Genomic DNA, 21,715 nt, shown 5'->3' with positions numbered 1-21,715 from the left:
CGTCCGCCCGTTTCACTCAAATCCTGGCTATGCCGCCCGCTCGGCCTGCTTGCCGAGATCGCCGCGGATGGTCGGGCCTGCTGCGCGGATCTTTTCACGCAACCGCACCGGCTCGACGACGCCGTCGACGACGTCCGCGTCGATCAGATTGACATCGACCACTTCATTGTCGGCATAGGCCTTGGCGCCGATTGCCTCCAGGCGGTCCTCGGCAGCCTTGTCATGGGCAAGGTCGGCCTGGCCCACCGTCTCGGCCCAGCCGCCATCGGCGTACCAGACGGCTATGCCATCTGTCAGGCGGTTGGCGGTCAGTATCTTCATGGCTGAACTCCTTCGGCGGCGACGGACGCACTTGCAGTCCTGCATGCCGCGAGCGGCTCGGACCGCTCGAAATTGGCGCCGGCGACGGCATCGCCGATAATGGTCATGACCGGGCCGGAAAGATCGCCACGCGCTTCCAGCGACGGCAGGTCGGCAAGCGTGCCGTGGAAACGGCGCCGGTTGGCAAGGCTGGCATTCTCGACCACGGCGACCGCCGTGTCCGGCGACAGGCCGGCTTCGATCAGCCGGCCGGCGACTTCGGCCGCCACCGAGCGGCCCATGTAGACGGCCACGGTGGCGCCGGAAATGGCGAGCTTGGCCCAGTCCGGCAATGAATTGCCCTTGAGGTCGTGGCCGGTGGTGAAGACCATCGACGACGACACACCGCGCAAGGTCAGCGGCAGTTCGAAATCGGCGGCGGCGGCAAAGGCCGCGGTGACGCCTGGAACCACCTCATAGGCTATGCCGGCATCACGCAGCGCCGCCATCTCCTCGCCGGCGCGGCCGAACACCAGCGGATCGCCCGACTTCAGCCGCACCACACGCTTGCCCTGGCGGCCGAGTTCGACCAACAGCGCATTGATCTCGGCCTGGCTCTTGGTGTGGCAGCCCTTGCGTTTGCCGACCGGCAGGCGCTCGGCGTCGCGGCGGCCCATGGCAACGACCGCCTCCGGCACCAGCGCGTCATGGACGATGACATCGGCTTCCATCAGCAGGCGATGCGCGCGCAGCGTCAAAAGATCCTCGGCGCCAGGACCGGCGCCGACCAGGGCGATGTGGCCGCAAGCCGGTGCGTTCGACAGCAGAAGATCCACCGCGGCGTCATGCGCCCGCGACAGCTGGCCAGCTTCCACGGCATGGGCAGGCGCACCCTGGAAAAAACTGTTCCAGAAGCGGCGGCGGACATTGCCCCTCGGCAGCAATTTCTCGGCCGCACCACGCAACGAGGCGGCAAGCGTCGCCAGCGACCCGAGCGATGGCGGCAGCATCTGGTCGATGCGGCCGCGCAGCATCTGGGCCAGCACCGGGCCCGCGCCCTCTGTGCCGATGGCAATGGCGACCGGCGCGCGGTTGACCAGCGCCGGGGTGAAGAAATCGCAGAGCTCCGGACGGTCGACCGCATTGACGGGAATGCCTGAGTGACGCGCGTCCACGGCTACCTGACGGTCGAGCGTCTCGTCGCCGCTAGCGGCAAACACCATCACCGCGCCGTCGAGCTGCGAGGCATCGTAAGGCGCCGCGACATGGCTGGCTCCGAACTGAGCGATGAAGGCTAGCAGTTCCGGCTCGGCATTTTCGGCGATGATGCGCAGCACCGCACTCGACTGTCCGATCAGCCGCGCCTTGGCCAGCGCTTCCTCGCCGCCGCCGACAATGGCCACGGTTTCGCCTTCGACCCGCACGAAGACGGGGAAGGCATTGAGCTTGGCATTGGCTTGCGGCATGAGAAGTGCAATCCGGGAACAGTTTCGCAGTTTTACGCCCGGGCGCGAAAAACCAGAAGCAAAGCACTCGCGCATCCTGCGATGGCAGGCAATCGCTTTTTCGCAACTGCGAAAGGCAGGAGAAAAATATTCCACATTTGGAGAATGAATGAATTCAAGCCGCTGAACCAAGCCTTGATTTCAGGCCTTTTTAGCCGCTGACCCCTGGTTTCGCAAAACAGATTTTTCTAATTTCTACTAATTCAGTAGATTAAAGCGGCCGCCATGGGGAGTTCCGTTTCGCATGGAATGGCCAGCCGCCCGGCGCGATCCTTCGGTTGGAACATTACCGCTTCAGGGCGCGTTCCCCATCCGTCTGTCGCCTGAAGAGCAACCATCGGGCGAAGCATTCATAAACGCCACCCTGTTGAGAAGGAGCCCGTCATTATGAGCATCAATCTGAGACACGGCATATGGGTCATGGTGGCCGATGGTGAAAAGGCGCTTTTCCTGAAGAATGCGGGCGACAATCTCTATCCCAACCTGGAAGTCGTGCACCAGATGGAGCAGGAGAATCCGCCGACCCGCGAACAAGGCACCGACAGCCCGGGCCGGTACAATGACGGCCCGTCAGTGCACCGCAGCGCGGTCGAGGACACCGACTGGCACCGGATCGGCAAGGAGCGTTTCGCTGACGAAATCGCCGCCTGGCTATACAAGCTGGCCCATCGCGGCGAGTTCGACGAGATCGTGCTCGTCGCACCGCCATTGGTGCTTGGGACGATGCGCAAGAAGCTGCACAAGGAGGTCGGGGACAAGGTCACCGCCGAGATCCCAAAGACACTGACCAATCACGCTGTATTCGAAATCGAGGCATTGCTGAAGGCGGCCTGATCATCAGGCCGATCGGCGCCGATCAAGACGCCGCGCCTTGGTGAAAGACTTTACCGCCGGCCTCGCCGCCGCCGGTAAAGTATTGAGGCCTGACTGTCGATTTTCGCATCCGTGCGGGTTGCATCACCGTCACCCCTTCCACCATATTGCAAACAGGCGGCGGCTTCGGGCGGCGCACATCCGACATCGCAAACTTGAAAGGCGCTCCATAGACAATGCCGCATGACACGCCCCTTATCGCCACCATCGTCGCCGGTCTGGGGCTGGCATTCGTCTTCGGCGCTCTCGCCAATCGTTTCCGCATCCCGCCGCTGGTCGGCTATCTCGTTGCCGGCGTGCTGGTCGGGCCGAACACGCCCGGTTTCGTCGCCGATGCCGGCCTCGCCAATGAACTGGCCGAAATCGGCGTCATCCTGCTGATGTTCGGCGTCGGCCTGCATTTCTCGCTCAAGGACCTGCTATCGGTCCGCGCCATCGCCGTGCCTGGCGCCATCGTCCAGATCGGCTTTGCCACTCTGCTCGGTGTCGGGCTTGCCTGGATGCTCGGCTGGTCCATGGGCGCTGGTGTGGTATTCGGCCTGGCGCTGTCGGTCGCCTCGACCGTGGTGCTGCTGCGCGCGCTTCAGGAACGCCGGTTGATCGAGACCGAACGCGGACGCATCGCCGTCGGCTGGCTGATCGTCGAGGATCTCGCCATGGTGCTGGCGCTGGTGCTTTTGCCGGCTCTTGCCGGCGTGCTCGGCGGCCAGGAACAGGCGGATGTGCACGCAAGCGGCCTGCTGTCGCTGCCGGCTAGCTACGGCATCTGGGGCGTCGTCGGCATTACCCTCGCCAAGGTCGCCGCCTTCGTCGTCGTCATGCTGGTGGTCGGCCGCCGGGTCATTCCCTGGATCCTGCACTACGTCGCCCATACCGGGTCGCGCGAACTGTTCCGCCTTTCCGTGCTCGCCATTGCGCTCGGCGTCGCCTTCGGCGCGGCGAAACTGTTTGGCGTCTCGCTGGCGCTGGGCGCCTTCTTCGCCGGCATGATCATGAGCGAATCCGAGCTCAGCCACCGCGCGGCGGAAGAATCGCTGCCGCTGCGCGATGCCTTCTCGGTGCTGTTCTTCGTCTCGGTCGGCATGCTGTTCGACCCGTTCAGCCTGTTCAGCAACGGCCTGCCGATCCTGGCGACGCTGGCAATCATCGTCATCGGCAAGTCGTTGGCGGCCTTCGTTATCGTCGTCGCCTTCGGCTATCCCGTGGCCACGGCCTTGATGATTTCGGCAAGCCTTGCGCAGATCGGCGAATTCTCCTTCATCCTGGCCGAACTCGGCGTTGGGCTGAAACTTCTGCCCGAGCAGGGCCGCGACCTGATCCTGGCCGGCGCCATTCTGTCGATCGTGCTCAACCCGCTGATGTTCCTGGTTATTGATTGGATGAAGCCGTGGCTTGAGGCCCGTGCCGGCAGGACAGCCCCGCCGGCGGACGCCAAGCCGGTCGGCCCGGCGACGGAACCCGGTCAGGTCGCCTCGGTTGCCGCGACGTCCAAAGAAGATGGCCCGCCGCCGAAGACGGCCCTTGCCGGCCATGCCATCCTGATTGGCTATGGCCGTGTCGGCAGCCTCGTCGGCGCGGCGCTTAAACAAGCGGCGCAGCCCTTCCTCGTCATCGAGGATGCCGACAAGACACTGTCCAGGTTGAAAGCCGACGGTATCGAGACCGTCGCCGGTAACGCGGCCAACGCCGAAGTATTCGCCGCCGCCAATCCCGAAGGCGCCAGGCGGCTGATCCTCGCCATCCCCAATGCGTTCGAGGCCGGCCAGATTGTGTTGCGCGCCCGTGCGGCCAACCCCAACATCAACGTCGTCGCCCGCGCCCATTCCGATGCCGAGGTCGAGCATCTCAAGGGGCTCGGGGCCGACACCGTGATCATGGGCGAGCGTGAGATCGCACGCGGGATCGTGGAAGAGGTGCTCGGTCACAAGCCTTCCGCGACTGAGCCGTCCGCCGCCTGATCACGCCACGAACGCAGAACCGCCATTACGGGCGATGCTGCCGAGATATTGTGCGGGAGGCTTGCCGAGCGCCTTTTTGAACATGGTGATGAAGGCTGTGACGGACCCATAGCCAAGATCGCCGGAAACCCGCTGAACACTTGCGCCCGAAGCCAGCTCCCTGATCGCAACGATCAAGTGCAATTGCTGGCGCCAGCGGCCGAAGCTCAAGCCGGTCTCCTTGACGACGAGACGGGCGAGACTGCTCTCGCTGAGCGCAAGGCGATTGGCCCACTGCGCCAGCGTGCTGCGGTCCGCGGGGTCTTGCGCCAACGCTTCGGCGATCCGCCGCAGGCGCGGCTCGGAAGAGATCGGCAGATGCAATTGCTGGACAGGCATATCAGGCAGTTCGGCGAGCAGAACGCTTCCCAGGAAAGCGCACCGTACGTCATCAGGCGCACACTCCGACAGCTCGATGATGAGTTCGCGCAGCAGCGGCGAGATCCAAAGCGTGCAGCACCGATCCGGCAGTTCGGTCGCCCCAGGCTCGATGTAGACGAAGAATAGCCGGGCATTGGCGGTCGCGATGTTGCTGTGTTCCATGGTGCTCGGCACCCACACGCCGCAATGCGGCGGCACCATCCAGAGGCCACTGGGAACACGGCAGGTGACGCCGCCGCCAAGCGCGAAAACGAGCTGCCCTTTGCGATGCCAATGCTGCGACACCTCGGCCTTGGTCTCGGTGACGTCGACGCGCACGGCGATCGCCGGAGCAAGAACGTCATCGACGTCGAAATTGAGCCATGGGTAGCGAAGAGGCTGTCTCATCATTGCCGATTTTTAGCGATCGATTGCTTCTACATCTAAATTATTCGCTCACACAAATCGATAGGCTTGGGGTCGTTCTCGCCGCAATTGGCAAAGGTGCACCCATGCTCGCCCTCACCATCTCTTCCGAAGATGCAGCCCGATTGAAACGCACCGAGGTCGATGAGCCACGACCTCGCGCGAACGAAGCGCTGATCGCCGTCCACGCGACCTCTTTGAACCGCGGCGAGCTGCGCCTGCTCGCCATACGCCCGGACGGCTGGATACCCGGCCAGGATGTCGTCGGGTTCGTCGAGCGGGCGGCGGCCGACGGCTCCGGACCGGCCGTGGGCACCCGGGTGGCGGCTTTGGTCGACGAGGGTGGCTGGGCCGAACGCGTCGCCATTCCGACCGATCGCCTCGCCATCATGCCGGATGAGGTCGGCTTCGCGTCCGCGGCCACGCTTCCGGTCGCGGGCACGACGGCGCTGAGGACCTTGCGCCACGGTGGTGACCTCGCCGGCCAAAAGGTCCTGATTACCGGCGCAAGCGGTGCGGTCGGCCGTTTCCAGATCCAGATCGCTCGCGAGCAAGGTGCCTCGGTGACCGCGATCGCCGCCGCCCGGCATGAAGAGGATCTCCACGGGCTCGGGGCCGGGCAAGTTGTCGAGGCGATCGATCAGGCCGAGGGGCCGTTTTCGCTGATCACCGAGTCGGTCGGCGGCGAAAGCCTCGCCCGCGCGATCGACCGCATCGCCCCTGGCGGGACGATCGTCATGTTCGGTTCGAGCAGCGGCGAACTGACGCCGGTTGGATTCCGCCAGTTCGTTCCCGACCACGAGGGGGCGAGGCTTCAGACTTTCGCCTACTACACGTCTGGTGCGGGCATCGGCGCAGATATCGCCTCCCTGCTTGCCCTGGTTGCAGCTGGCCGGCTGGAAACCCGCATCGCCTTGACGGTGCCGTGGACGGACATCGCCCAGGCTCTCGGCGCCCTGCGCCAACGCAGCTTCAGCGGCAAGGCTGTCCTCACCATGACCGGATGAGCAAGCCTTGGCCCGAACGGCTCAAACGTGCTGGCCGCCATTGATGTGGATTTCCGAGCCGGTCACGTAGGAGGCCTGCTGCGAGCACAGGAAGAAGATGATGTCGGCGACCTCCGCCGTGGTGCCGAGGCGCCTGAGCGGGATCGTCTCGACGATCTTTTCCGTGCCTGGCGACAGGATTGCCGTGTCGATCTCGCCCGGGGCGATGGCGTTGACGCGGATGCCGTGCGGGCCGAAATCATGCGCCATCTCGCGCGTCAGCGAGCCCAGCGCCGCCTTCGAGGTCGCATAGGCGGTGCCGGCGAAGGGATGCACGCGGGTGCCGGCGATCGAGGTGACGTTGACGATCGAGCCCTTGGCCGCGGCTAACTCTTTAAACAAACCCCGCGCGAGCATGATCGGCGCGAAGAAATTGACCTGGAACACGTCGCGCCAGACATGCATCGGCGTGTCGATCGAATTCATGCGGCCGTTGCCGTCCTTGAGCTTGGGCGAAATGCCGGCATTGTTGACCAGTGCGTTGAGCTGGCCGCCATGTGCTTCCAGCCGATGGCGGATTTCCGAGACGGCGATGCCGACATCTTCCTGGTCGGCGAGGTCGACCTTGATGTGGTCTTCCGGACCGGCCGGCCACGGGCAGTCCTCGGCAAAGGCCTGCCGCGAGCAGGTGATGACGCGCCAGCCCTCGCGCGAAAAACGCTTAACCGTGGCATGGCCGATGCCCCGGCTGGCGCCGGTCAGCACGATGGTTTTTCTGGTGTCGAGTTCAGCCATGTCACGGTCTCCGGCCGGAGATGTAGCCGAACACCGTGGCGCTGGCGAGAGGCGGATTGACGCCGCTGCTGGCCGCCGAGGCGACCGCGATCAGCCGCCGCCCAGAATATCCAGGATCGAAGTCTGCTTCTTCTTCAGCGGACCGCCGACACTGCCCGGAGGCACCGGATGCCCGACTGAGGCGGTCGTGCCATTGTCAGCCGGCATATCGAAACCATCGGCATCGACCGTCTGGGCGGGTCGCACCGGGCGGACCGGCGTTGGCGCTTGAGCAACGGGAGCGGCTCGCGGCGCCGCCGGAGCCTGCTGGCCAACCGACGCGGACGGAACCGGCGCCGGCTGGTTGTTGTCGGCCGAGGGTATGTCGTCGGGCACGATCGTGTCGGCCGGCGTCGATTTCCAGGTGCCGGGCAGCGGCCGCACGGGTACGCCCTCATGTGCCGCGACCATGAATTCGTGCCAGGCCTGTGCCGGCAGCGCGCCGCCGGTGACCTTCTTCATCGCCGTGCCATCATCATTGCCGAACCACACGCCGGTGGTGAGATTGGCGGTGTAGCCGACGAACCAGGCATCGCGTGAATTCTGGCTCGTGCCGGTCTTGCCGGCCGACGGCCAGGCAAAAGCCGCCTTCTTGGCCGAGCCGAACTCGACCGTGCCCATCATCATCGAGTTCATCATGCCGACGATCTCGGGTTTGACGACGCGCGGCGCACTGCCGCTGCCACCGCTGTCATAGAGCACCTTGCCGTCGGCCGAGGTGATGCGGCGGATGAAATGGATGTCGGGCTTGTAGCCGCCATTGGCGAACGGCACATAGGCCGAGGTCAGTTCCAGCGGCGTCACTTCCGAGGTGCCGAGCGCGATCGAGGTGTTGGCCTGCAATTCGGACTGGATGCCCATGCGGTGCGCCGCCTCGACCACGGCGTTCGGCCCGACTTCCATCGCCAGTTGTGCCGCCACCGAATTCAGCGACTTCGCCAGCGCCGTCGCCAGCGTCACCTTGCCGAAATACTTGCCGCCGTAATTGTCCGGCGTCCAGTTGCCGATCTTGATCGGCGCGTCGTTGCGGATGCTGTCGGGCGTGCGGCCGGCTTCGAGCGCCGCCATATAGACGAACGGCTTGAACGCCGAGCCGGGCTGGCGGCGCGCCTCGGAGGCGCGGTCGAACTGGCTGGTCGAATAGTCGTAGCCGCCGACCATGGCGCGCACCGCGCCGGAATCGTCGATCGACACCAGCGCGCCCTGGGTGACGTTGAGCTTCTTGCCGCTCTCGTCGATCAGCCGGCGGATCGACTGCTCGGCGAGCTTCTGCAGATTCAGGTCGACGGTCGAGTCGATGACGATGTCGCCGCGCACGTCGCCGATCAGGTCGGGCAGTTCTTCCATGATGGTGTCGGCGACGTAGTTTTCCGAGCCGGTCCAGTAGGACGGCGCGCGCGTCGCTGGCGCGCTGAGCGCCGTCTTCAGCTCCTTGTCGCTGATCTTGCCCTCCTCGCGCATGGCGGCGAGCACGAGTTGCGAGCGCTCTTCGGCAGCTTTCGGATCACGGGCCGGCGACAATTTCGATGGCGCCTTCAACAGGCCGGCAAGCAGGGCGGCCTCCGACAGCGTGACATCGCGCGCGCTCTTGCCGAAATAGCGCCGCGAAGCCGCCTCGACGCCGTAGGCGCCGGAGCCAAAATAGACCCGATTGAGGTACATTTCGAGGATCTGGTCCTTGGTGTGCTTGTGCTCCAGCCACAGCGCCAGAAGCACCTCCTGCACCTTGCGCTCCAGCGTGCGGTCGGGCTTCAGGAACAGGTTCTTGGCCAATTGCTGCGTCAGCGTCGAACCGCCTTGCGAAAAATGCCCGCCGAGCAGGTTGGTCACCATGGCGCGCGACAGGCCGATCGGATCGACACCGAAATGCGAATAGAACCGGCGGTCCTCGATGGCGATGACGGCTTCCGGAATATAGGGCGACATTTCGTGCAGGCCGACGGCCTCGCCGCCGCTCGTGCCCCTGTTGGCGAGCAACTGGCCATCGACCGAAACGATCTTGATGTTGGGGGCGCGGTCGGGGATCGACCAGGTGGTGGCCGCCGGCATCTTGGCGCCGTAATAGACGACGACGCCAGCCACGGCGATGCCGCCCCAGATGGCGAGCACGAAGCACCAGTAGAACAGCCGGCCGAGCAGGCCGAACAGGCCGCGCCGGCTTCTGCCGCGCCCGCCGCGCGACGATTTCGCCTTCGACGATTTGCGTTTGGCGGAGACTTTGCGGTTGCTCGGCACGACGCGATCCTCCTCGCTCACCGAAAGACCCGCCTGGGATCGCGCCTGTGGCGGTCCCTCGAAACTGGGCTCGATGCGACTGTCTCTGCGGTTCGCCATGCGCTGCGCTTGATGTCCCCGGGGTGCCTATGGCGCTCCGGTTGCAGAGTAGATGCGGCGATTTAAGGGCGGGTTAAAGCAAGGTTTATGCAGCCTTTTGAAATTCCTTACAATTTTCTAAATTCGTCACCGCCATTGCCGTTGTGTCTTGGCCGGGCGCCTCAAGCGGAAGCGGTCCCGCCGTCCGTGAACCGGTCATCGACGCCCGCGAGCAAAACGCCAGCGTCTGGTCCTCACAGGGATCGCGAAATGTCCAACTGCTCCCTGTCATCGACAGCTGCCTGCCCCGCTTCGATGTCGCCGACTAAGCCTGATCACGGCCCCCGACGGTCAAGCGTAATGCAGGAGTTCAGGCCATAACGGTGAGACACCCGCCGCCTTTGCCAGATCGGGCACCAGCGCGTAGGTCACCGTCATATGGTTGATGTCGCCGCGCAATCGGCGGCGGGCTCAGTTCTGCTGGATCGAAATGCCCTTGTCGTCGATCTTCAGTTCGACGCCTTTCGGCTTGGTCTGCTCGCGGTAGACATAGACGCCAAGCGCGATGACCACGACGATGAGCGCGCCAATGATCAGATAGAGCGTATTCTGCTTCATGGCGCGCTCCTTTAAAGCAATTCCCGGAAAAGTGTGAAGCGGTCTTTCCCGGGCAAAGCGCATAGCGCTTTGCCCTTGGGAATTGCGTTGGTTGCAAAGCTCGAGCCTCAGGCTCGTTTCAAGACCTTGACCAGCACCAGCAGGATGATGGCGCCGATCGTGGCATGGATGATGGAGGCGATGATGCCGCCGCCGATGGAGAAGCCGATCCGCGGAAACAGCCAGCCGGCGATGAACGCGCCGACGATACCGACGATGATGTTGCCGATCAGGCCGAAGCCGAAACCGGAAACGATGAGACCGGCGAGCCAGCCGGCGATGGCACCGATGATGATGAAGACGAGCAGGCTTTCGACACCCATGACGATTTCCTCCGAGGAAGAGCACGATCGCGCAGCGGAAGGCTCCGAATCGGCTCCGATATCAACGGCTTCAGGCTATTCGAAAGCAACCGGCCTCGCCAGCTTGGCGCTCACTAACCAATTCCAGGAAAAGTGTGAAGCGGTTTTCCCGGAAAAAGCGCACAGCGCTTTTCCTTGGGATTGCATCAAAACAAGGACTTAGGGCAGCTCGCCGTTTCTGTGAGACGGTGAGCCGCGCTAATCTTCGTCGTCGCTGGAAGCGGGCCGCCAACTGGTCGGCTCGACCTTTTTCTGGGTGTCGCTGTCGGTATAGACCCACCATCCGCCGTCGCGATATTGCGCGATGGATTCGCTGACGACGCCGTCGCTGTTCTTCCACATGACGGAAACCTTGGAGCCATCGGTCGGCGCGGTCGATATCGGCTTTCGATCGGTCATCTCATCCCCTCTTCGAGCCCAACAGAACGCGTCCGCATGCGTCTGGTTCCCTGGCGGCGGACACGGCAGCGGACGCGAGCCGTCAGCTGTGGGCGAAGATATCCTCTTCGGCCCAGCCCATCAAATCGAGTTTGGCGCGCGTCGGCAGGAAGCGGAAGCAGGCATCGGCCTCCTTTGTCCGCCGTTCGCGGGCCAGCCGCCCGGCCAGCACATCGCGCAACCGGTGCAGGTAGAGCACGTCGGAGGCGGCATATTCGAGTTGCTCGGGCGACAGCGTCTCGGCCGCCCAGTCCGACGATTGCTGCGCCTTGGACAGGCCGACGCCGAGAAGCTCGAAGCAGATATCCTTCAGCCCGTGACGGTCGGTGTAGGTGCGGGTCAGCCGTGACGCGATCTTGGTGCAGAACACCGGCTCGGGCATCACCCCGAACGCGTTGTAGAGCACGGCAAGGTCGAAGCGGCCGTAGTGGAACAGCTTCGTCACGCTGCGGTTCCTGAGCAGGCTGACGAGGTTCGGCGCCTTCTTCTGGCCGGGGGCGATCTGGATGACGTCGGCGCTGCCGTCGCCCGGCGAAATCTGCACCACGCATAGCCGGTCGCGATGCGGGTTCAGGCCGAGCGTTTCGGTGTCGATGGCCACCGCCCCGACATTGTAATGGTTGAGGTCGGGCAGATCATGCTTGTGGAAACGGATGTCGGCCATTGTCTTCTCCGGTCGCGGCGTTCCCCGTCCTCGCCGCGATCCGGTGAAAAATCAACAGGAAAACGACTTTCCCGCCGCTCAGCGCGTCAGTGCGTCGAGAATGCGCGCCCAGGAGCGCTGGCCCTTGTGAAAGGAGGAGAGCTCATACTTCTCGTTGGGCGAGTGGATGCGGTCGTCGTCGAGGCCGAAGCCGACCAACAGCGATTCCATACCGAGATAAGTCTGGAAGTCGCCGACCACGGGAATGGAGCCGCCGCTGCCGGTCGTCACCGCCGGCTTCGGCCATTCATCGGAAAGTGCATCCTTGGCTTTGGCGAGGAACGGCGAGTCATAGGAAAGCTGGATTGCCGGCGAGCCACCATGCGGATGGAATTCGACCGAACAGTCGGCGGGAATGCGTTCCTCGACGAATTTCTGGAACGCGTCGCGGATCTTGGCCGGGTCCTGCTTGTGGACGAGACGAAACGATACCTTTGCCGAGGCTTCCGCCGCGATCACCGTCTTGAAGCCCTTGCCGGTATAGCCGCCGATGATGCCGTTGAACTCGGCTGTCGGGCGTGCCCAGGTCAATTCCAGCACCGAGCGGCCCTTTTCACCCGACGGGATCGACAGGCCGACAGGCCCGAGGAACGTCTCGGCGGTTTCGCCTAGCGTCTCCCAGGATTTCAGCACCTGCGAGGGCGTCTCCTCGACGCCGTCATAGAAGCTTGGGATGGTGATGTGGCCATCCTTGTCGTGGATGTCGGCCAGGATCTTGGACAGGATGCGGATCGGGTTGGCGGCCGCGCCGCCGTAGAGGCCCGAATGCAAATCGCGGTCGGCGGCCTTGACCGTTATCTCTTCGCCGACCAGCCCGCGCAGCGTCACGCAGATCGACGGCGTGTCGCGGTCCCACATGCCGGTATCGCAGACCAGCGCGAAATCGGCTTTGAGTTCCTCGGCATTGGCCTCGAGGAACGGCTTCAGCGACGGCGAGCCGGACTCCTCCTCGCCCTCGAACAGGATGGTGACTCGGCACGGCAGACTGCCGTGCACCTGTTTCCAGGCGCGGCAAGCCTCGACGAAGGTCATCAGCTGGCCCTTGTCGTCGGCCGAGCCGCGCCCTGATATCACCTTGTGATCGGGTCCGACCTCCTTGATCGCAGGCGCGAACGGGTCGTTTTCCCACAACTCGATGGGATCGACCGGCTGCACGTCGTAATGGCCGTAGAACAACACATGCGGCGCACCGGCCGGTCCTTGATGATGCGCGACCACCATCGGGTGGCCTGGCGTGTCGCGCACGCTGGCGTCGAAGCCGATCAGCTTGAGTTCCGCCACCAGCCACTCCGCCGCCTTGCGGCAGTCGGCGGCATAGGCCGGATCGGTGGAGATCGACTTGATCCTGAGCAGGCCGAACAGGCGTTCCAGGCTCTGGTCGAGATTCTGGTCGAGGCGGTCGAGGACGGGGGAAACTGCGGACATTTGGCAAGCCTTTCGATTCAGTGCCGGAACCGTAAAGGGAGCGGGCCAAAACGAAAAGCCCGCGATCGTTGGACCACGGGCTGCAAATGCTGTCGCAAGGCAAAAAAAGACCGCCGTGGTGGAGGGGGAACCACGGCGGCCTCATACTCGAAACGATGCGGCAGCCCGGAGAGGGGGGACAGGCTGCCGCAGGTGTCCGGGATAGGCGGGGGACGGGCCTTGCTCCGGACTTCGGCGAAAACTGCCGATGACGTGTATTTGGGTCCGCGAACGTGGCGATTCAAGGGCGTCAACGTTACACTTTTGTAACGTGGGCGTGATCGCAGCCGGTTAGCCAGCGGCGTGTGCGACATTGACCCCAAGTTCATAAACCAGTTGGCCGCCATAGTAGGCGGTGGTCATGACCAGTGCCGCGCCGAGGAATTCCATGGCGGGTACTGCCGCGCCAAGCCGGCCGCTCAAGCGAATGTCGCGCCACCATAGAAAGGCACGCACAGCGGCCCAGATGACAAAGGCAGTCGCGGTGGCCATGCCGAGACTTTCATGAATCTCGGCAATGTCACTTGAGAACCCTCCATTCTCGGCAATTGTGAGTGCCAGATCGCCGAAGAAGTACGCGACGATAGCGGAAAGCCCGGCCAGGAGGGCCAACCCGGTCGAGGCATTTGCCGCGGAAGAACGTCCGGTCACCGCTTTGCCGCGAAATGCTGCGACCATGTCGAACGCTGCGAGCGTGAGAAAGAAAACGATGGGAAAGTGGACGAGAACAGGATGAACATGCTGTAGTGAAATCATATTGTAACCTCGGGTTCCGGTTGTCCGCCGGTTCCGTCTGCGGGACCGGTTACCGGCCCGACTAGCAACGCGGACCTGTCAACTCGCTGTCAGTCGCGACTGCCGTGCGCGAAGCTGGATGGCAGCAAAAAACCAGCCTTGTCAGTGGACGCGATGCCGGCCCCGCGCTATCCCTGCCGACATGAAAAAAGGCGATCATCTCTTCCTTGTCGACGGCTCCGGCTACATCTTCCGTGCCTATCATGCGCTGCCGCCGCTGACCCGCAAATCCGATGGTTTGCCGGTCGGCGCCGTTTCCGGCTTCTGCAACATGCTGTGGAAGCTGATGCTCGATGCCCGCAACACCGATGTAGGCATCGTGCCGACGCATTTCGCGGTCATCTTCGACTATTCCTCCAAAACCTTCCGCAATGACCTCTACCCCGAATACAAGGCCAACCGTTCTGCGCCGCCGGAAGACCTGATCCCGCAATTCGGCCTGATCCGCCAGGCCACCAGGGCGTTCAACCTGCCTTGCATCGAGATGGAGGGCTTCGAGGCCGACGATCTCATCGCCACCTACTGCCGGCTTGCCTGCGAAGCGGGCGGCGATACCACCATCATCTCCTCCGACAAGGACCTGATGCAACTGGTCGGCGACACCGTCGGCATGTACGACCCGATGAAGGACCGTCAGATCGGCATTCCCGAAGTCATCGAGAAATGGGGCGTACCGCCGGAAAAGATGGTCGACCTGCAGGCGCTGACCGGCGATTCCGTCGACAATGTCCCCGGCGTGCCCGGCATCGGGCCAAAGACTGCGGCGCAGTTGCTCGAGCAGTTCGGCGACCTCGACACGCTGCTGGCCCGCGCCGGCGAGATCAAGCAGGACAAGCGACGCGAATCGATCATCGCCAATACCGACAAGGCGCGCATTTCGCGCCAATTGGTGACGCTGAAGAACGACGTGCCGGTGGCCGAGGGGTTGGACGATTTCGTCCTGCATGCCCCGGACGGGCCGAAGCTGATCGGCTTCCTGAAAACCATGGAATTCACCTCGCTGACCCGCCGCGTCGCGGAAGCGACCAGCACCGAGGCCGGCGACGTCCAGGCCGTGGCGGTGGCCGTCGAACGCGCCGACAATGCGCATGGCCCTGACGTCGGTGCCGGAGCGCCGGCCCGCGGCGCTGTCGAGCCCGGTCAGGCCAACGGAGCGGCGCTATCCGCGACGGACGCCCCCAAGCAAGGCGATACCCCTTCCCTGCTCTCAGCCTTGCGGCTGGAGCGCGCGACCACCGGCAAGATCGACACGGCGGCCTATCACTGCATCCGCGATATCGAGACGCTGAAAGCCTGGGTCGCCGAGGCGCGCGAGGCCGGCATCGCCGCCTTCGACGTCAGGGCAACGTCGAGCGATCCGATGCAGGCCGAACTGATCGGCATGGCCATCGCCACGGCACCCGGCCGCGCTGGCTACGTCCCCTTCGCCCACAAGAGCGGCAATGGTGATCTGCTCGGCGGCGGCACGCTCGAAAACCAGATCCCGCTGCGCGAAGCGCTGGCGGTGCTGAAACCGCTGCTCGAGGACAAATCGGTCCTCAAGATCGCGCAGAACCTGAAATACGATCTGGTCATCATGAGCCGTTACGGCATCGATGTCGCGCCTTTCGACGATACCATGCTGATCTCCTACGTGCTCGACGCCGGCACGCCTCACGGTCACGGCATGGACGCGCTGGCCGAGAAATGGCTCGGCCACACCCCGCTCCAGCTCAAGGACGTGACCGGTTCCGGCAAGAGCTCGGTCGGTTTCGACCAGGTCGACATCGACAGGGCGACCGCGCACGCCGCCGAAGACGCCGACGTGACGCTGCGGCTCTGGCTGGTGCTGAAGCCCAGGCTTGCCGCCAAAGGACTGGTCTCGGTCTATGAGCGGCTGGAACGGCCGCTGGTGCCGGTGCTGGCGCGTATGGAACAGCGTGGCATCTCGGTCGACCGCCAGATCCTGTCCAGGCTGTCGGGCGAACTGGCACAAGGTGCCGCCCGGCTCGAAGAGGAAATCTACCAGCTCATCGGCGAGCGCATCAACATCGGCTCGCCCAAGCAACTCGGCGACATCCTGTTCGGCCGCATGGGCCTGCCCGGCGGCTCGAAGACCAAGACAGGCCAGTGGTCGACCTCGGCGCAGCTGCTGGAAGACCTCGCCGCCGAGGGTCACGAACTGCCGCGCAAGATCGTCGACTGGCGCCAGCTGACCAAGCTGAAATCGACCTATACCGACGCGCTGCCCGGCTTCGTCAACCCGGACAGCAAACGCGTCCACACCTCCTACGCGCTGGCCGCGACGACGACCGGCCGACTGTCATCCTCCGACCCGAACCTGCAGAACATTCCGGTGCGCACCGCCGAAGGCCGCAAGATCAGGACAGCCTTCATCGCCGACAAGGGCAACAAGCTGGTTTCGGCCGACTACAGCCAGATCGAACTGCGCGTGCTTGCCCATGTCGCCGAAATTCCACAGCTGCGGCAGGCTTTCGCCGACGGCGCCGACATCCATGCCATCACCGCCTCGGAAATGTTCAACGTACCGGTGGAGGGCATGCCATCGGAGATACGCCGCCGTGCCAAGGCGATCAATTTCGGCATCATCTACGGCATTTCTGCCTTCGGCCTCGCCAACCAGCTGTCGATCCCGCGCGAGGAAGCCAGCAACTACATCAAGAAGTATTTCGAGCGTTTCCCCGGCATCCGCGACTATATCGAGGAGACCAAGGCCTATGCGCGCGAGCACGGTTTCGTTGAAACGATCTTCGGCCGCCGCATCCATTATCCTGATATCCGCTCCTCGAACCCGTCGCTGCGCGCATTCAACGAGCGCGCCTCGATCAACGCCCGCCTGCAAGGCACGGCCGCCGACATCATCCGCCGCGCCATGGTGCGCATGGAGGAAGCGCTGGACGAGGCAAAATTATCGGCCCGCATGCTGCTGCAGGTGCATGACGAACTGATTTTCGAAACGGTGGAAGGGGAAGTCGAGGCGACAATCCCGGTCGTGCGCCACGTCATGGAAAACGCCGCGATGCCGGCGGTATCGATGTCGGTGCCGCTGCACGTCGACGCCCGCGCGGCGAACAACTGGGACGAGGCGCATTGAACGTTCGATGATCGTCTTTGTCGCTGGAAACCTCCTGGCAGCAAGGGAAAGCTACATTGCTCAAGGCGTCGCCGAAGGCAATCAAGAAGGTCTTGGTACCGGACTTGCGCTGAAGATTGCAAAAAGATGGCCAGATGTACAGGCCGCGTTCAAGAAGTACGCACGGACCGGCAGATTTACTGGCGGACAGTTATGGGTGATTACACCAACTGGCGAAAGACCGGGCTTCGTGTATCTGGCCACCCAGCCGGATATGTATCACGCTACGCTTCCGTATCTCCGAAGGCGGTGCGTGAACTTGCCATGTGGGCAAAGAAAAATGAGGTGGAATCTGTAGCCTTGCCCAAAATCGGATCAGGCCTCGGCAAATTGTCGTGGCATGACCAAGTGAAGCCCCTATTGGTCGAGCACCTCACGCCAAGCATTACCCGCTTCGTTGTCTATGAAACGTTCCTGAATGAATTCGAGGGCTTGGAAGACGCCTAGGCCGCTTCAGCCCGGCACTTGGCACATGTCCCGCGAAATTCGATCACCGCCTTCTTGGCGGCGAAGCCCGTCGAATTGACCCAATCGTTCAGCCGGTGGTCGACATCGTGATCGGACATCTCCGTCACTTGCCCGCAAGTGTCGCAGATGGCGAAAGCGGTCATCGAATGGCTGTGGTCGTGCGGCTCGGCGCAGGCGACGAAGGAATTGATGCTTTCCAGCCGGTGCACGAAGCCGGATTTCACCAGCGTGTCCAGCGCCCGGTAAACCTGCAATGGCGCGCGAAAACCGCGCTCGCGCAGCTGGTCGAGCAAGGTGTAGGCACTGAGCGGCCCGCTGGCGGTCTCGAGCTTCTCGAGCACGCACAACTGGTTCTTCGTCAGCACATCCCTTGCCGCCATGGTTCTGTTCCAGTCTGCCCTGCGCCATCCCCAGGCCGTTTGCCCGTGCAAACGGCCTGATCCCATTCAGATAGCGACGAACCGTCGTCTTTGCTACTCTTCTGTTGTTGTCCCGGGCCAATCTGTGAAGTGCCGGCACATTTGATGACGTCTGGCTTAATGGCGCGGCGACATTCAAAATACTGACAAAATCCTCGGCGAGGGTGGTATCGCTTGGGAAATTCGATCGGGCTTGGGGAAGCAGTATGATCAAATTGACACGCCGGACGCTGCTTGTCGGCACGTCCGCGCTGATGGCGGCCGGTACGATTTCGTTCCGGGCATTGGCGGCATCGCGCAGCTACCATGCGCTGCTGGTCGCCTGCACCGAATATCCGGCCCTGCCGCAGAGGAACTGGCTGATCGGGCCGAAGAACGATGCCGGCCTGGTCCACGAATACCTTCTGAAGAACGTGCCCGATCCCGTGCGGTTCAAACCCGAAAACGTCACCTTGCTCGCCAAGGACGTGCCCGGCGCCAGCGGCCTGCCGACCCATGCGGCAATCAAGGCGGCGCTGACCGACCTCGCCGCCAAGGTGCAGCGCGACGACTTCGTCTACCTGCATCTGTCCGGCCACGGCGCGCAGCAGCCGGAAATGGTCAAGGGCGACGAAACCGACGGGCTCGACGAGATCTTCCTGCCCGTCGACATCGAAAAGTGGATCAACCGCGACGCCGGCGTGCCGAACGCGCTGGTCGACAACGAGATCGGCGATGCGCTGGACGCCATCCGCGACAAGGGCGCCTTCGTCTGGGCCGTGTTCGACTGCTGCCATTCCGGCACCGCGACACGCGCCGTCGAGGTCGACGACGAGTTGGAGCGCAAGGTCGAATTCGCCGATCTGGTCGGCGGTGACGAGGCCGCTAGGGCGGCAGCCATCAAGACGTATGAGGACACGGTCGCGGGCGCCTCGCGCGGCCTTGACGAGAATGGCGCGCGCAAGCCAGCCTTCAACCTGACGCCGACCGGCGGCGAGCCGATCACCAAGGGCAAGCTGGTCGCCTTCTACGCCGCGCAGACGGTGGAGACGACGCCGGAGATGCCGCTGCCCAAGGGCACGACGGACGCGCCGCGCTTCGGCCTGTTCACCTTCACCATCCTGTCGAAGCTCGCCGAAAACCCCAACGTCACCTATCGCCAGCTCGGCCAGGCCGTGCTGCAGCAATACTCGGCCGACAGCCGCACGCGGCCGACGCCGCTGTTCGAGGGCGAACTCGACGCGCGCGTCTTCGGCACTGACAAGACCGACGCCGTCATGCAATGGCCGATCGTCGTCAAGGACGGCGAGGCGACGATCGGCGCCGGCCTGCTGCATCGCCTCACGCCCGGTAGCAAGCTCGCCATCCTGCCTTCGGCGCTGTCGTCGCTGTCGGACGCGGTCGGTTATCTCGAGGTGGAGTCGGCAAAGAACCTGGAAAGCCACGTCAAGCCGGTCGAGTTCGAGAAGAAGCCGGCACTCAACCTGGCCGACATTCCCGCCAACGCCTATGCGCGGGTGGCCGAGATCGCCGTCGACTACAAGCTCGCCGTCGCGCGGCCCGCCGCGAGCAAGGGACTGGAGAAGGAAGCCGAACTCGTCAATTCGGTTCTCGACGAACTGGCCACGGCCAAGGAGACCGGCTTCAACATCGAGCTGGTCGACCCGGGCAAAGGCGCCGAGCTGCGCTTCGCGGTGATGCGCGAGAACGCCATTGAAGGCGCCGCCAAGGATGCGACGGACAAGCCGGCGCTGTGGTTCCTGCCGGCATCCGGCGACGTTACCTTGAAGGACGGCACCAAGCCGCCGCTGATCATCATCCACATGGACGACCGCCAGAAGCTGGTCGATGCCGCGACCCGGAACCTGCGCACCATTTTCCGCGCCACCGGCCTGTCGCGGCTGGCGGTGGCCTCGGACTACAAGCCTGAGGATGTCGACGTCCAGTTCCAGGTCAAGCGCCGCGACGCGGACGGGCTCGAGCCGCTGCAGGCTTCGGTGGTGCCGCGCGTCTCGCCGGGCGACGAGGTGCATGTGCTGGCCAAGAACAGCTCGGACCAGCTGGTCGACATCAACGTGCTCTATGTCGGCAGCGATTACTCGATCACCCACATCGTTGCCGAGCGCCTTGCCCCGCAGGCCACGCTCGAGGAGGGGCTGCTAGCCTTCACCGATACCAGCTTCGGCATGGAGCGGATGATCGCGGTGCTGACTGAAGCGCCGCCGGAGAGCGAGAAGGAAGACCTGAGCTTCCTGGCGCAGGACGGCGTCGCGTCGATGACGCGCGGCCTGGGACCCGCCAGTTTCTCCGACATGCTCGCCGATATCGGTGCGGCGCCGCCGACCCGCTCGGTGATGCGGCTTGCCGACAAGAGCGGCCCGAAAGGCGCGGTGATGATCTTCCCGATGGAGACGGTGCCGCGCGCCTGAGTTCCGGCGCCGGGTCGCGCGGCCCGATAACGCCGGCTCTTGCGCGATTGGCGCGATATGAGAACATTCCCGGCCGCAGCCAGGGGCCAGCGGCTGATGAAGCAGATAGGATCGATTGTGCAGATAGGATCGATTGTGAAGAAATCTCTTTTCTCCTGGCGCGGAACAGTTGCCGGACTTGCCGGCGGCCTGTTGCTGATCGCCAATGCCTCGGCGCAGGACATTTGTGGACTTTGCGTCAAGCAGATCGTTACCAATTCGGAACTGGCGACCTGCTTCCTCGACCAGTACGACCAATTCGCCAAGACCAGCAGTAATGCGGTGGTGGTCGATCTCTCGAGCTGCGCCTCGCGCGGCATTGTCGAGGCATTGCCCTCGCCGAACAAGACGCCTGTGGAGCCGGACGTACAGTTCATTGTTTCGCACCAACAACTGCAGTGCCTCAAGAAGCAGCTCGAAGCGCCCGGCATCGTGCTTGATCCCTCCGCCACCATCGAACTGGACAGCTGCAAATGAAGAAGCCGGGGGGCACGGTAAAGCAGGCAGGGGTGGCGGCGCCGGCCAAGGCGTCGGCGGCGAAGCAGACGCTGCCGGAAACCACCGAAGGTTTCCCGTGGCCGAGCAGCCACGAGATCAAGAAAGAGAGCAATCCCTTCACCGATCGCGACTGGCGCATGCTCGTCTATGCCTGGTCGGGCATGCTGGTGCGTTTTGCTATCATCTTCACCCTGGCATTCTCGGTCTACCAGTTCCTGGCCAACCAAGAGCAGAAGCGCGTCGAGCAAACCATGTCGCTGGTCGAGCTCTGGGAAACCAAGGACTATCAGCAGGCGCAGCGGGCGCTGAAAGATCGTCTCTCGGCCCTCAATGCCAAATACGACAATCTGCTCAGCGCCAACCCCTCGCCGACCGAGGAGCAGGTCTTCCGGCAGCGCATCGGCATCGAGGCGATGAGCGCTTCCGGCGGCGACATGCCGCTTGCCGATTTCAACGAGAATTTCGACCGCATCGTCTATTTCCTCAACCGCCTGTCCTTCTGCATCGATGGCAATTTGTGCTCGCGCAAGGTGACCGACGCCTATTTCCGCGACTACGCCGTTTCCTTCTGGAGCTATTTTGCCGGCTATGTCGACAAGCAGCGCAAGGCCGGTTCGCCGACGTTCGCCACCGCTATCGAAGCCTATGTGCGCAACGGGCAGCCGGCGGCCGAAGCCAAATAGCGATGCGAAGAGCCGGGATCAGCGTCCGCCTCAAATCTGCCTGCCGCTGGCTGG

Annotated in this window: 20 protein-coding genes; 8 read left to right on the top strand and 12 right to left on the bottom strand. The window is 63.7% G+C overall.

Annotated elements, in window-relative coordinates:
* Nucleotides 1–27: 27 nt before the first annotated feature.
* Nucleotides 28–321 carry a DUF2849 domain-containing protein gene (locus EB233_RS09140; protein ID WP_027056603.1) on the bottom strand — a complete coding sequence of 98 codons (294 nt, stop codon included), beginning with the start codon at nt 319–321 and terminating at the stop codon, nt 28–30.
* The gene (gene cysG / locus EB233_RS09135; protein WP_064991974.1) at nt 318–1,766 is read right to left on the bottom strand and encodes a siroheme synthase CysG; all 1,449 of its coding nucleotides are present in this window, start codon (nt 1,764–1,766) and stop codon (nt 318–320) included. The genes EB233_RS09140 and cysG overlap by 4 nt, the downstream gene beginning before the upstream one ends.
* Nucleotides 1,767–2,192: 426 nt before the next feature.
* On the opposite strand from cysG, the gene EB233_RS09130 reads away from it, so the two are divergent.
* A complete protein-coding gene (locus EB233_RS09130; RefSeq protein WP_418001092.1) occupies nt 2,193–2,639 on the top strand; it encodes a baeRF12 domain-containing protein in 447 nt (148 codons plus the stop codon).
* 215 nt (nt 2,640–2,854) lie between these two features.
* Nucleotides 2,855–4,636 carry a cation:proton antiporter domain-containing protein gene (locus EB233_RS09125; protein WP_064991973.1) on the top strand — a complete coding sequence of 594 codons (1,782 nt, stop codon included), beginning with the start codon at nt 2,855–2,857 and terminating at the stop codon, nt 4,634–4,636.
* On the opposite strand, the gene EB233_RS09120 is transcribed toward EB233_RS09125, so the two are convergent.
* Entirely contained in the window at nt 4,637–5,443 is an 807-nt protein-coding gene (locus EB233_RS09120; protein WP_064992116.1) for an AraC family transcriptional regulator, read from the bottom strand.
* A gap of 104 nt (nt 5,444–5,547) precedes the next feature.
* Between EB233_RS09120 and EB233_RS09115 the strand changes: the two genes are divergently transcribed.
* Complete coding sequence (locus tag EB233_RS09115; protein WP_064991972.1) at nt 5,548–6,468, top strand: zinc-binding dehydrogenase; 921 nt, start codon at nt 5,548–5,550, stop codon at nt 6,466–6,468.
* Between the two features lie 21 nt (nt 6,469–6,489).
* On the opposite strand, the gene EB233_RS09110 is transcribed toward EB233_RS09115, so the two are convergent.
* The 8 genes from EB233_RS09110 to EB233_RS09075 all read right to left on the bottom strand — a co-directional run bounded on the left by EB233_RS09110 (nt 6,490) and on the right by EB233_RS09075 (nt 13,974).
* Nucleotides 6,490–7,242 (bottom strand): SDR family NAD(P)-dependent oxidoreductase, encoded by a 753-nt coding sequence (locus EB233_RS09110; RefSeq protein ID WP_027056597.1) that lies wholly within the window; start codon nt 7,240–7,242, stop codon nt 6,490–6,492.
* A gap of 90 nt (nt 7,243–7,332) precedes the next feature.
* On the bottom strand, nt 7,333–9,615 hold the full coding sequence (locus tag EB233_RS09105; protein WP_064991971.1) for a transglycosylase domain-containing protein: 2,283 nt from the start codon (nt 9,613–9,615) through the stop codon (nt 7,333–7,335).
* Nucleotides 9,616–10,065: 450 nt separating this feature from the next.
* Nucleotides 10,066–10,212: a hypothetical protein gene (locus EB233_RS09100; RefSeq protein ID WP_027056595.1), complete on the bottom strand. Its 147-nt coding sequence runs from the start codon at nt 10,210–10,212 to the stop codon at nt 10,066–10,068.
* Nucleotides 10,213–10,319: 107 nt separating this feature from the next.
* On the bottom strand, nt 10,320–10,574 hold the full coding sequence (locus EB233_RS09095) for a GlsB/YeaQ/YmgE family stress response membrane protein (protein WP_027056594.1): 255 nt from the start codon (nt 10,572–10,574) through the stop codon (nt 10,320–10,322).
* A gap of 237 nt (nt 10,575–10,811) precedes the next feature.
* On the bottom strand, nt 10,812–11,012 hold the full coding sequence (locus tag EB233_RS09090) for a hypothetical protein (RefSeq protein WP_064991970.1): 201 nt from the start codon (nt 11,010–11,012) through the stop codon (nt 10,812–10,814).
* Nucleotides 11,013–11,094: 82 nt separating this feature from the next.
* Complete coding sequence (locus tag EB233_RS09085) at nt 11,095–11,715, bottom strand: ribonuclease D (protein WP_064991969.1); 621 nt, start codon at nt 11,713–11,715, stop codon at nt 11,095–11,097.
* Nucleotides 11,716–11,793: 78 nt separating this feature from the next.
* Nucleotides 11,794–13,179: a M20/M25/M40 family metallo-hydrolase gene (locus EB233_RS09080; RefSeq protein WP_064991968.1), complete on the bottom strand. Its 1,386-nt coding sequence runs from the start codon at nt 13,177–13,179 to the stop codon at nt 11,794–11,796.
* A 330-nt stretch (nt 13,180–13,509) separates the two neighbouring features.
* Complete coding sequence (locus tag EB233_RS09075) at nt 13,510–13,974, bottom strand: DUF2231 domain-containing protein (protein ID WP_027056590.1); 465 nt, start codon at nt 13,972–13,974, stop codon at nt 13,510–13,512.
* Between the two features lie 181 nt (nt 13,975–14,155).
* Between EB233_RS09075 and polA the strand changes: the two genes are divergently transcribed.
* Nucleotides 14,156–17,107, top strand: coding sequence for a DNA polymerase I (gene polA, locus EB233_RS09070; RefSeq protein ID WP_064991967.1), 2,952 nt, complete (start codon nt 14,156–14,158; stop codon nt 17,105–17,107).
* A gap of 192 nt (nt 17,108–17,299) precedes the next feature.
* Complete coding sequence (locus EB233_RS09065; RefSeq protein WP_155765449.1) at nt 17,300–17,593, top strand: macro domain-containing protein; 294 nt, start codon at nt 17,300–17,302, stop codon at nt 17,591–17,593.
* Here the strand turns inward: EB233_RS09065 and EB233_RS09060 are convergent.
* On the bottom strand, nt 17,590–17,994 hold the full coding sequence (locus tag EB233_RS09060; protein WP_027054422.1) for a Fur family transcriptional regulator: 405 nt from the start codon (nt 17,992–17,994) through the stop codon (nt 17,590–17,592). The two genes, EB233_RS09065 and EB233_RS09060, sit on opposite strands and share 4 nt — an antisense overlap.
* Before the next feature lie 245 nt (nt 17,995–18,239).
* Between EB233_RS09060 and EB233_RS09055 the strand changes: the two genes are divergently transcribed.
* From EB233_RS09055 to EB233_RS09045, 3 genes are all read left to right on the top strand, one after another.
* Entirely contained in the window at nt 18,240–20,441 is a 2,202-nt protein-coding gene (locus tag EB233_RS09055; protein WP_244277821.1) for a caspase family protein, read from the top strand.
* A 135-nt stretch (nt 20,442–20,576) separates the two neighbouring features.
* A complete protein-coding gene (locus tag EB233_RS09050) occupies nt 20,577–20,957 on the top strand; it encodes a hypothetical protein (protein WP_064992115.1) in 381 nt (126 codons plus the stop codon).
* Complete coding sequence (locus EB233_RS09045; protein ID WP_027054419.1) at nt 20,954–21,661, top strand: DUF4760 domain-containing protein; 708 nt, start codon at nt 20,954–20,956, stop codon at nt 21,659–21,661. The genes EB233_RS09050 and EB233_RS09045 overlap by 4 nt, the downstream gene beginning before the upstream one ends.
* The last annotated feature ends 54 nt before the right edge of the window (nt 21,662–21,715 follow it).

Source organism: Mesorhizobium erdmanii (assembly GCF_013170725.1).
GTDB lineage: Bacteria > Pseudomonadota > Alphaproteobacteria > Rhizobiales > Rhizobiaceae > Mesorhizobium > Mesorhizobium erdmanii.
Note: the sequence above shows the minus strand (reverse complement) of the source record. Positions and strands in the feature narration are given on the sequence as shown.

Excerpts from the sequence above, each read along its gene's own strand:
- EB233_RS09115 (WP_064991972.1), top strand. The coding sequence starts at position 5,548 with ATGCTCGCCCTCACCATCTCTTCCGAAGATGCAGCCCGATTGAAACGC.
- EB233_RS09080 (WP_064991968.1), bottom strand. The coding sequence starts at position 13,179 with ATGTCCGCAGTTTCCCCCGTCCTCGACCGCCTCGACCAGAATCTCGAC.
- EB233_RS09095 (WP_027056594.1), bottom strand. The coding sequence starts at position 10,574 with ATGGGTGTCGAAAGCCTGCTCGTCTTCATCATCATCGGTGCCATCGCC.
- EB233_RS09055 (WP_244277821.1), top strand. The coding sequence starts at position 18,240 with ATGATCAAATTGACACGCCGGACGCTGCTTGTCGGCACGTCCGCGCTG.
- EB233_RS09105 (WP_064991971.1), bottom strand. The coding sequence starts at position 9,615 with ATGGCGAACCGCAGAGACAGTCGCATCGAGCCCAGTTTCGAGGGACCG.
- EB233_RS09085 (WP_064991969.1), bottom strand. The coding sequence starts at position 11,715 with ATGGCCGACATCCGTTTCCACAAGCATGATCTGCCCGACCTCAACCAT.
- EB233_RS09125 (WP_064991973.1), top strand. The coding sequence starts at position 2,855 with ATGCCGCATGACACGCCCCTTATCGCCACCATCGTCGCCGGTCTGGGG.
- EB233_RS09045 (WP_027054419.1), top strand. The coding sequence starts at position 20,954 with ATGAAGAAGCCGGGGGGCACGGTAAAGCAGGCAGGGGTGGCGGCGCCG.
- EB233_RS09075 (WP_027056590.1), bottom strand. The coding sequence starts at position 13,974 with ATGATTTCACTACAGCATGTTCATCCTGTTCTCGTCCACTTTCCCATC.
- EB233_RS09130 (WP_418001092.1), top strand. The coding sequence starts at position 2,193 with ATGAGCATCAATCTGAGACACGGCATATGGGTCATGGTGGCCGATGGT.
- EB233_RS09060 (WP_027054422.1), bottom strand. The coding sequence starts at position 17,994 with ATGGCGGCAAGGGATGTGCTGACGAAGAACCAGTTGTGCGTGCTCGAG.
- cysG (WP_064991974.1), bottom strand. The coding sequence starts at position 1,766 with ATGCCGCAAGCCAATGCCAAGCTCAATGCCTTCCCCGTCTTCGTGCGG.
- EB233_RS09140 (WP_027056603.1), bottom strand. The coding sequence starts at position 321 with ATGAAGATACTGACCGCCAACCGCCTGACAGATGGCATAGCCGTCTGG.
- EB233_RS09120 (WP_064992116.1), bottom strand. The coding sequence starts at position 5,443 with ATGAGACAGCCTCTTCGCTACCCATGGCTCAATTTCGACGTCGATGAC.
- EB233_RS09065 (WP_155765449.1), top strand. The coding sequence starts at position 17,300 with ATGGGTGATTACACCAACTGGCGAAAGACCGGGCTTCGTGTATCTGGC.
- EB233_RS09100 (WP_027056595.1), bottom strand. The coding sequence starts at position 10,212 with ATGAAGCAGAATACGCTCTATCTGATCATTGGCGCGCTCATCGTCGTG.
- EB233_RS09110 (WP_027056597.1), bottom strand. The coding sequence starts at position 7,242 with ATGGCTGAACTCGACACCAGAAAAACCATCGTGCTGACCGGCGCCAGC.
- EB233_RS09090 (WP_064991970.1), bottom strand. The coding sequence starts at position 11,012 with ATGACCGATCGAAAGCCGATATCGACCGCGCCGACCGATGGCTCCAAG.
- polA (WP_064991967.1), top strand. The coding sequence starts at position 14,156 with ATGAAAAAAGGCGATCATCTCTTCCTTGTCGACGGCTCCGGCTACATC.